Genomic DNA, 6,708 nt, shown 5'->3' on the forward strand with positions numbered 1-6,708 from the left:
AACTGAAAAATATCGCCCCTCGGAAGCGAACACTCAACGATCGTGCAATCACACAAAAACTTAAAGGAAAAATTTTATAAGCTCTTTACAGCAATTTATTATCAGATAACTGAATGGCACATATTCGCAATAAACTGGACATATTTTTCAATAAAATTTGCAAAGCTTTCCTGTAAATGACACAACTTCTTGTCTTTTCACAACACTGCTTTTTGATTTACAAAGAATCTCAATTATTTACAACGCTTGAGGCACATGACGTCTCTGGATTCCTTGTCATCAGCTCTATGAAAGATAACGAATTGATTTATAATAATAACTAATCATTATAAATATTGAATGTAGCAAGCCTAATATAGTAAAGTTTTTCTTAATCTTGAATTAATCAAAGTCATTTAATTACACATCAAAAGAAAGATTAACCTATAGATAAAAATCACTTAAGAAAAGGATCAAAATACTTCTTATAATAGAACGTTCAATAATTTGAGCAATATTTTTACGTCCCCATAGAGGTTCATTTGCTTTTCTCAGTTTGCAAATATCTTTTTAAAACCAACCAAGCTGCATATTCTTGTAAGACGGCACCTAAAAGTGGTCGCGTATAGGGAAAAGTTACACGATCATCGTCATAACCCTTCATCCGTATAGTCATCGTGGCATGTCCAAGGCTTTCTTCTTGATTTTCTAATATCTCGATAGAAGGTTCTAGGCTCACTTCAACCTCAAGCTTTGGAATATTTTTTGTACTTTTTTCTATGGGCTGAAAATATTTTAAAAGATATGGATCATTGACAGACCAATGAACCTCTGTATGCTTTTCCAATTGTTCACGAGCAGTAGTAACTTCTGCACCAACCAAATATGGACGAAAATGATCTTCAAATTGTTCGATTAAATGCTGTGCCAAAGGTGCTTCTGATTGACCAACAAGCTGCACAAGAACATAAGGACTTTTCCATAAAAAATGCCGTTCAAATGGTTCATTTTCAAGATGACAATCAACCCACTGCGCAATGGTACTTTCATCAATTCCAATCAAAGTCCATGCATACCTCGCATGCGATACAGAAGAATATTTCTTCTCATTGTGTTCTAAATAATTCTCTAAAAGTGCAAGAGCCTGTGATGGTGGACCAGGCAAAACAACAAGCGTACTTCCATCGCAAGAGAGATAAAACCCTGGAGCTGTGCCTGTAGGATTATCAAGCACGGTTGCTGTCTCAGGAAACAATGCTTGACGGGCATTACTCTTATCCGCCGTAATCCCTAATCGTTGTAATTGACCTTTTATTGTTTGCCAAACATCTTCGTGATGTAACAAAGGCTGCTGCACGGCTTTTGCAACCGCATCACGTGTTATGTCATCTGATGTTGGTCCCAATCCCCCACTGATAATGATAAGATCTTCTTGCCCAAGACAAGCAATCACTGTCTCACTAATTTGTTGTAATTGATCAGCGCAAACAAAATGACGCGTGACTTGAATATTTCTTTTATTCAAGCTCTGACTCAAATCCTGCAAATTTGTATTCAAATATTGCCCTGAAAGAAGTTCATCACCAACAGTAATAATCGCAGCACGACAAACAGAGACAGGTTTCACAAGAGAATTGCGAACAGCTTCAGCCATTTGACGTGTAGAGGCTAAGCCTCCTAGATCGTAAGATACAGTTTTTCCAGCACGAATAACCTGATCAACACTCTCAGATAATTGTTTTGCTTCATCTTTAAAACCTAAATGGTCTAAGAGTAAAGCCGTGGTATAAAGCATGGCAGAAGGATTTGCTTTATTTTGTCCAGCAATACGTGGTGCACTGCCATGAACAGGCTCAAAATAAGCAATTCTGCTTCCCACGTTCACACTAGGTGCAAGCCCTAATCCTCCCATGACTCCAGCGGCAAGATCAGAGAGAATATCGCCAAACATGTTTTCAGCAACAATCACCCCAAATTGCTCTGGCTTGGTTGCTATCCACAAAGCAACCGCATCTACATTGTGAATGTCTGCTTCAATTTCTGGATAGTTTTGCGCAATTTTCTCAAAAATTTCTTGAGCAAATTGACCACTCTCCCGCATAACATTCGGCTTATCGGCAAAAGTAACCCGCCTCAAACCATATTCCCGTGCATAAGAAAAAGCGTATTCAAATAACCGCTCTAAACCAAAGCGTGTCTGCAAACGGACTGTCCACGCCGCCTCCTCAAGACCATATTTTTCTAAATTGGGATGTTTTAACCATGCCGCTGTCTCAGATGTTATACCCCGAAAATCCAGTCCAGCATAAAGACCTTCACTATTTTCTCTGATAACACAAAAATGAAAAGGCTTTCTCGGACCAAAGATGTATCTGAAAGGGCGTATATTTGCAAACAGACCTAACTTTTGGCGAAGTTGAAGTACCGGTGACACATAGGCAAGTTTTTTCTCTCGTAAATGCGGTTCCAGTTCTTTTAAAGCCGCTTCTTTTCCCTTACTGGTCACAGCTCCAAGTAAAATCGCATCACTCTCAGTAATTTTTTGCCAAGTTGCTTGAGGGACAGGATCTCCTTCCTGTTTCCAACATTCAAAACCAATATCACCATAAGTAAACTCAATTGGCAATTGAAATTGCTCTAAGACCATCAGCGCAGCATCACAAACCTCTGGTCCTATCCCATCACCAGGTAATACAAGAACTTTCTTTTTCATAATTCACTCATCCATTCAGCAAGAATTCTATTCGTCATAACAGGATTATCATCCCACAAACGCGTACCAGCACTAGAGATAATCTTATATTCATGATTGAAAAAAGGGCTTTTCGTCTGATTATCTACCGTTGCAAGTTGTGACTTTTCTCCCACTAAAGCTAAAAACTTCCCCTTATACTTAACTATTTCATCTCTCGCATCCATCGCCAATAAGAGTTTAAAGCCTCTTGTCATGCGTTCAATTGCCACGCTTTTTTGTTCATCAGGAACCTCCAATAAAACTCTTTTTTTCATAATACCAGAAGGATGCATAAAACCATTGAGTATTTCCAAAGCTCCTGACAAATCATTATTTTCTAAGTAAACAAGAATATCTCCAAGGCGCCGTTTCAAAACCTTATCAGGATAGCCAGGTGCATTCACAGCAAGCACAGCTTGAACATTGGGAAGCCGTGCTGCCAATATTTGTACCAACATTCCAGCCATAGAAAATCCCACAAGCACTGCGGGCTCTTTAAAATAGCTTTTAAGTTTTTCTGCCATAAAAGATAAAGTGTCTACAGCAGCATGATTGAGAACATGAGAACTCTTAGGAAAAAGAGAAAGCGTATCCAGCAGAGTGACAGTGAATCCTTTTGATAAGCATAGCTTTGTCAATGGAGAACAAAAAACACCACCATCCCAAATTGGCATTACAGGAGAAAGAATAATAATAGGAAGGCTCATTGATCAATTCCTCCCCTTATTTTAAAACATGCATTAGAGCCAAAACTTTTCCCACCCAATATAATGAAAATATGTTGAAACTCTAGGCTCATACTCCCCCCATCATAATCGATTTGTTAAACTCAAACTAAGCTTGTAACAAATTTTAAACCCACTCAATCCAACAACATAATAAAAAAATTCATCTAATGTACAGATGCCCCATTCGTGTAAAACATCAAAAGCATTTCCGCATAATACTTTCTTTTTATCATTTCACTCAGCTCATTTCTGAGGTCATAAAATGACGGGCTTTTTGAATATAAATGATAAAACCGATCACGCAACACACAGCTAACAAAGTGGCCATAGCCCGTGGGCTATGGCCAGATATCTTTCCGATAACCGCCGCACTTAGCGCCGCACTTCCTAATTGTAAAGCCCCCATCATACCAGATGCAGCCCCAGCAGCTTGCGGATGTGATGAAATAGCCAATGCTGTCCCTAACGGCAATAAAAAACCATTACCAAAAGTAAGAACAGCAATAGCCATAAAACTTGTCACAAGGGGCCATGGACTTAGATACATTTGCACAGCAAAGAGCACGCCTCCTATAACAAAAATAATATATCCCCGCCGCACAGTCCTTTCCATAGACTCTCGTTGAAAAAACCACCGCGCCACGAGATTCCCTAAAATATAGGGGAGAGAAACCCCGACATAGCTATAGCCAATATAGACAGGTGATAAACCCAATATTGTGAGTAAAAAAGGAGATTCCACAATATAAGCAAAATAGGCCGCATAAGAAAAACACGGAATAAGTGCATAAAAAATAAATTGTTTATTTCTAAAAACGCCTAAATATGCCTTCATCAATCCTACAGGAGAAAAACGCTGACGTTTTTGAGGAGGCAGAGTTTCCGTGAGCACAAAATAACACAGCAAAATGGTCAAAAATATAAAAAAGCTTAAAAAGATAAAAGTTGCCTGCCAATGAAAAGCTTGTATCAAAAGTCCACCAATGAAAGGTGCAAGTGCTGGTGACATTCCAATAAAAGGGAAAACAATCAAATAAAGTTTTCCGGCTGCTTTTTTATCCAACAAATCATTGATAATTGCACGACTTAAGACGATACCCGCACAAGCACCAAGACCTTGCAAAAAACGTAACACAAGAAAAGCGTGAATATGAACCGTATAAATCACACCAAGTGTTGTAAATAACCACAAAAATAAGCCCAATAGAAGTGTTTTTTTACGCCCAAAATTATCACTCAGCGGCCCATAAATGAGCTGTCCAAGTGCCAATGCCAACAAAAAAACTGCCACTGCATTCTGAATTTGAGATTGTGTCACTTGATAATATTGACGCATCTCTCCCAGTGCTGGTAAAAAAATGTCGGTAGAAATCAAACCTCCTGTTGATAAACATACGATAAGTATAATGAATGGTAATGTATATTTATGTTTCATCAGGAAAATCACATTTCTTAAATTTAAAAATATTTAAATTTTACGTGTATAGCAAAATAATAATTTATATTTATAAATATAAATCTATTTTAACTTTATCCACAGGGAATAAAATAATAATTTTTCTTTATTCTTTTACTTTATTTGAGAATAATTCATCTTGTTGATGCATAAATCCAATGTCTGATCCGCACGCACACGCAACACGTAAATAAACACTTAGCACTTCACTTTATAATTAATTTTAAAGCATAGCAAATCGCAATTTTAAAACTATACGCAAAAGAAGCTAAAAGATCAAAACTCCCCTTCAGAAATATATTTCCCAATCCAAAATAGCGCATTTTATTGTATTCATGTTGCCCTATCTTCATCAGCTTTTTTTCATTGATATCATCAACAAAAACGCTCCCAAAATCTATCCCCTCTCCATGATAACAACATCACTCTCCCGACAATATCTTTTATCAGAATTGGTTTACAACGCTCAAAGAAAAAAGAAGCCACAAACTCCCTCTCCTCAAAACTACCCACGCGAATATTATTGTAACAATACAGCGTATAATAATGGCTCATAGAGAAGTCTTTATCAACACAAATAATTGAGCAAATAAACTTAATAGCCCACTAATATCATAAAGCAAATGGTGCTTCTGTCTCCCCCTAAAATCTAAATTCATCTTGTCCATTTTGTTAGATTTTCATTCTACATAACCATCACAAAGTTTACTGCCTAAGCTATTGACAAACATGATATAATGAAAATTTGATAAATCATTCTGCATCTAATTTAGAAAGCAAGGAGAAGCTATTAATGAATATAACAGAACTAGCCATGTACCAATTACTTGTACCTATTAAAGTGGAAAGACATACACAGAAATCACCTTACGCCGCCCGAGCTTTAAAGACCTAAAAGCAATACAGAGCAAAGAAGGTGACGAGCAATCAATTGAAATAATCGCATGTCTTTCAGGGTGGTCCTATAATGCCATCAGTAAACTTGGTGTTCGTGATTTTTTAAACATTAAAGATATTTACGGGCCTTTAATAAAAGAATTACTAAAAGAGTTTGATAAAATGCTAAACAAAGTAAATGCACCCATAAAAAGCGTAATGGATGAATGTACTTTAATCGACAGTAAACCCGAAAAACACACAAGTAATCTTCAGACAAATACATTTGAAACAGAATCCATGACAACTGCAAATGCAAAAACCTGCAGCACCTATGAATCGGTTACAGTTCATAATCCCTACGTCATAAAGGGAGAACACATGACTTTTACAAAATGCAGTTTCTTAGTACAAGATGGTCCATCAAGTCAAATTTATCTCTCAAATCAAAATGCTCTTACATCGCATAAAAAAACTGCGTGCGAAACTAAAAAACAATCTTTGGAGAGAATCTCGAAACTTTTGGACATTGTCTCAAAACTTTTCAACTTTCCTCTCTGGTTTTGGGAGTTTTTACTCAAAGAACTTAGAAAATTTTTCTAGCATTTCTTTGATATAGAGCAATAAGAGAAGGAAAAACAGCTTAGAACACTAATGTTTCTTCCTTCTCTTTTATCTCTCATAGCTTTTTGAATTGAATACTTTTGATATTTATTTTGAATAATTGAGGCATTCTTTTAATTATAAGTATATATAAAAAACTAAAATTTTAGAAGACGCGCTGTTTTTACAAAAAAATGAAATAAAGACTCCGGAATTTTAAGTAATGATCACCGTCTTGTTTTCGATGTTTTCTGTCCTTTTTAGCGCATATCTATTCACTTTTGGAACATAATTGGCAAAAAGACATTGTATCTCCAGCATATTCAAGGAGA

The 6,708-nt window shown here is 36.6% G+C and carries 4 protein-coding genes; 1 reads left to right on the plus strand and 3 read right to left on the minus strand.

Annotated elements, in window-relative coordinates; translation table 11 throughout:
• Positions 1–517: 517 nt before the first annotated feature.
• The 3 genes from ACFIJ8_RS07655 to ACFIJ8_RS07665 form a co-directional block, all read right to left on the minus strand.
• Positions 518–2,692, minus strand: coding sequence for an isocitrate/isopropylmalate family dehydrogenase (locus tag ACFIJ8_RS07655; RefSeq protein WP_375639312.1), 2,175 nt, complete (start codon positions 2,690–2,692; stop codon positions 518–520).
• Positions 2,689–3,420: an alpha/beta fold hydrolase gene (locus ACFIJ8_RS07660; protein ID WP_375639313.1), complete on the minus strand. Its 732-nt coding sequence runs from the start codon at positions 3,418–3,420 to the stop codon at positions 2,689–2,691. Before ACFIJ8_RS07660 ends, ACFIJ8_RS07655 begins: the two co-directional genes overlap by 4 nt.
• A 259-nt stretch (positions 3,421–3,679) precedes the next feature.
• On the minus strand, positions 3,680–4,876 hold the full coding sequence (locus tag ACFIJ8_RS07665; RefSeq protein ID WP_375639314.1) for a multidrug effflux MFS transporter: 1,197 nt from the start codon (positions 4,874–4,876) through the stop codon (positions 3,680–3,682).
• A 921-nt stretch (positions 4,877–5,797) separates the two neighbouring features.
• Between ACFIJ8_RS07665 and ACFIJ8_RS07670 the strand changes: the two genes are divergently transcribed.
• On the plus strand, positions 5,798–6,376 hold the full coding sequence (locus tag ACFIJ8_RS07670) for a hypothetical protein (protein ID WP_375639315.1): 579 nt from the start codon (positions 5,798–5,800) through the stop codon (positions 6,374–6,376).
• Positions 6,377–6,708 lie beyond the last annotated feature (332 nt).

The sequence above is a fragment of the Bartonella sp. MF74HXZ genome, assembly GCF_042194445.1.
Classification (GTDB): Bacteria; Pseudomonadota; Alphaproteobacteria; order Rhizobiales; family Rhizobiaceae; genus Bartonella; species Bartonella grahamii.

Bases quoted from the DNA above. Each gene is read 5' to 3' on its own strand.
- ACFIJ8_RS07655 (WP_375639312.1), bottom strand. From the start codon at position 2,692: ATGAAAAAGAAAGTTCTTGTATTACCTGGTGATGGGATAGGACCAGAG.
- ACFIJ8_RS07660 (WP_375639313.1), bottom strand. From the start codon at position 3,420: ATGAGCCTTCCTATTATTATTCTTTCTCCTGTAATGCCAATTTGGGAT.
- ACFIJ8_RS07665 (WP_375639314.1), bottom strand. From the start codon at position 4,876: ATGAAACATAAATATACATTACCATTCATTATACTTATCGTATGTTTA.